General features: G+C 35.8%; 4 protein-coding genes. 1 reads left to right on the top strand and 3 read right to left on the bottom strand.

The window, feature by feature from the left end:
* Positions 1 to 3: 3 nt before the first annotated feature.
* From ACIQ2X_RS15065 to nhaA, 3 genes are read right to left on the bottom strand one after another with little or no spacing between them, the layout of a single operon-like run.
* Positions 4 to 1,290, bottom strand: a complete 1,287-nt coding sequence (locus tag ACIQ2X_RS15065; protein WP_396179779.1) for a mechanosensitive ion channel family protein — start codon at positions 1,288 to 1,290, stop codon at positions 4 to 6.
* Positions 1,283 to 1,567, bottom strand: coding sequence for a DUF3817 domain-containing protein (locus ACIQ2X_RS15060; protein WP_396179778.1), 285 nt, complete (start codon positions 1,565 to 1,567; stop codon positions 1,283 to 1,285). The genes ACIQ2X_RS15065 and ACIQ2X_RS15060 overlap by 8 nt, the downstream gene beginning before the upstream one ends.
* Complete coding sequence (gene nhaA / locus ACIQ2X_RS15055; protein WP_396179777.1) at positions 1,560 to 2,933, bottom strand: Na+/H+ antiporter NhaA; 1,374 nt, start codon at positions 2,931 to 2,933, stop codon at positions 1,560 to 1,562. Before nhaA ends, ACIQ2X_RS15060 begins: the two co-directional genes overlap by 8 nt.
* Before the next feature lie 74 nt (positions 2,934 to 3,007).
* Here nhaA and ACIQ2X_RS15050 point away from each other — a divergent pair.
* The coding region (locus ACIQ2X_RS15050; RefSeq protein WP_396179780.1) for a DUF6155 family protein at positions 3,008 to 3,159 on the top strand (152 nt) is incomplete at its 3' end.

The raw sequence follows: 3,159 nt of genomic DNA, 5'->3' as shown, positions 1-3,159 counted from the left end.
TTTTTATGTTTTAAATTCTGGTGTTGAGGGAGTTGCGTTGAAACTTTTACTGGTAGGAAGTTCATAAATTTCAAGATCAAAATACACTACAGAGGCAATGATATGGTCAAAAATATCGGCCATAATAAATTCGTAATTGATCCATGTTTTGTCTTTTGAAAACGCATAGATTTCTAACGGAACGCCAAATTCATTGGACTGCAACTGTCGGCACATCATTGCCATGTTCTTGTTCAACCCCGGATGACCGTCGAGATATTCGTTGATGTATTTTCGAAACAACCCAAAATTGGTTAAGTTTCGACCGTTTACTAATAAACTTTTGTCAATTCCTTTAGAGGTATTGTGCTTTTTGATATCTGCTTGACGGTGGTCGATGTAATTTGAAATTAACTGGATACTTTTAAAATGTTCCATTTCGCTTTCTTGTAAAAATCGGATGCTACTGGATTTGATCAATACGTGTCTTTTGATTCGTCGACCTTCTGAATTGAACATTCCGCGCCAGTTTTTAAACGAATCTGAAATTAAAGAGTAGGTAGGAATTGTGGAAGTGGTATTGTCAAAATTTCGGACTTTAACGGTTGCCAAATTAATTTCGATAACATCACCATCAGCACCAAATTTGTCCATCGTAATCCAATCGCCAATGCGAACCATATCATTTACCGAAACTTGAATACTGGCAATAAATCCCAAAATAGTGTCTCTGAAAATAAGCAAAACAATCGCAGAAATAGCTCCGAAAGTGGTAAATAATGTTTTTATGGACAAGTTAAACAGTAACATAATGATGGCTGTTACTCCAAAAATCCAAAGCACGATCATAATGACTTGAATATAACTGTCAATAGGTTTATCACTGTACCTCGGCGTTAATTTAAGGTGATCGCGCAACGAATTAAAAATCGTTCTGATGATTAACAGAATCAAAATGATGATGTAGATGCTAATGATTTTCCCAAAAACACCTTCCCAATACAGGAAATCTGCTAAAATGATCGGAACGGCATTGTATACAAAAAGCAAGGGAACCAAATGCGATATATACTTAGCCGTTTTATTTGAAACCAATAAGTCGTCGAAAGTAGTTTTGGTTCGTCGGGCTACAAATATAAATAGTCGAATGATGGAATACCTGCAAATTACAAAGATAATGTAGGCAAGTAGCAGTAAAACACCCAAGTCAATAACCGCGCTGGTATAAGAAGCAAAAGTGGGATTGCAACCCACTTTTAGCAATATATTTTCGGTAATCTTTGTGATTTTCTGGATGTTTGAATCAATCATTTATAAATATTTTTTTCTCTACCCAAAACGTAGCAAATGGTAGGAGTGAAGCTGCCAATATAATACCCAATTTCCCCCAGTCCCAATTTTGTTCGTATTTTAAAAGGATGGCTAAAATTACATAAGCAATAAATAAAACGCCATGAGCCATTCCAATTGGGTACAAAAGTGTTTTGTACAAATCAAGATAATTGGGCTTGATCAACAACATATTTGCAAATAAAACTAAATACGAAATTCCTTCCAGTATCGCGACAATTTTAAAAATTTTAAGCATTATTTTGAGTGATAATAGTTTTTGGTTTAACAGCTTTAAGTATGAAATATCCAATCAGTCCTGCAATTAATGAGGCCATAAAAATACCCAGTTTGGCTTGCAACTGATGCTCGGCAATCAATTCGGGTGTGGGGCCAGTAAAGGCAAGATTTGTTACAAACAACGACATTGTAAATCCGATAGCTGCAAGAAAACCTACACCAAAAAGATGTCTTGAGGTTAAACCTTCTGGCATATTGGCAATTTTTAGCTTGATCATACCCATTGAAACGCCGTAAACGCCTAAGACTTTACCTGCGATTAATCCTATAGCAACTCCAAGAGTAACATTACTTGTAGCTTCGGCAAAAATATCATTTGAAAAGGTTACACCGGCATTTGCTAAAGCAAAAACAGGCATGACGATAAAACTAACAAAGGGATGCATGCCGTGTTCCAATCGTTGTAAAGGAGTCATTGCATCTTTAGTAACTACCCGAATATGGTCTAAATAATGCAATTGTTCGGTAGTAAGTGTTGGGGCTTTTTCGTTTTGGTCTGCCTCTTTGAATTGATTAAGGTACAATTTTATCTTTTGAATAAACGCATTTTCGCTTACTCGAGAATCCGCTGGAATTGTAAAAGCAACAAGAACAGATGCAATAGTTGCGTGAACACCCGAAAGTAAAAAGGGCAACCAAACGCCAAAGATTCCTAAAATAGCATAAAAAAGTGTATTTCTTATACCAAATGCTTTAGATAAAAATAAGAAAACTACAAATCCAATTCCTGTAAACAGCATGATAAAATCGATTTCAGCCGTATAAAAAATGGCGATTACCAAAACAGCTCCTAAATCATCTACAATGGCCAAAGCGGTTAAAAATACTTTTAGAGCAAGCGGAATACGATCTCCCAAAATATACAAAACACCTAACGCAAATGCGATATCTGTTGCCATAGGAATTCCCCAGCCGTGAGATGTTTCGGTACCAAAATTAAAAGCGGCATAAATAAGAGCTGGTACAACCATTCCGCCGAGTGCTGCAATAATAGGCAACATGGCGTTTTTAGGATTGGATAGTTCTCCACCAATAAGTTCTCGTTTCAATTCTAGTCCTACTACAAAGAAAAAAACAGCCATCAATCCGTCGTTCACCCAGTGGTGAATTGTGAAATTCAAATACGATTCGCCGTCAAAGAACAATCCTATTTTATGTTCCCAAATTTCATGATACCAGTGGGATAGAGAGGAGTTGGCCAAAATAATCGCAACTAAAGCTGCTATAAAAAGGACGATACCTCCAGTAGTAGACTTGCTGATAAAACTATTTACAGGATTAATAATGTACTTATCGGCTGGCGTAAATTTTATTCCTTCTTCCATAAACTTTTTTTCTTGTGGGTTACAAAAATAAGTATTATCATTGATTTTTCAATCACAGATTTTAATTCTTTTCAATGAGCAAGCGGGATTTAAAGAAATATGTAACGGAGTTGAGTAAGGAGCAAATTGAAGAACAAATTATTGAATTGTACCTTAAATTTCCAGAAGTAAAAACGTATTACGACTTTGTTTTTAATCCTAATGAAGAGAAACTACTGCGTGAAGC

Source organism: Flavobacterium sp., assembly GCF_044368625.1.
Lineage (GTDB): Bacteria > Bacteroidota > Bacteroidia > Flavobacteriales > Flavobacteriaceae > Flavobacterium.
Note: the sequence above shows the minus strand (reverse complement) of the source record. Positions and strands in the feature narration are given on the sequence as shown.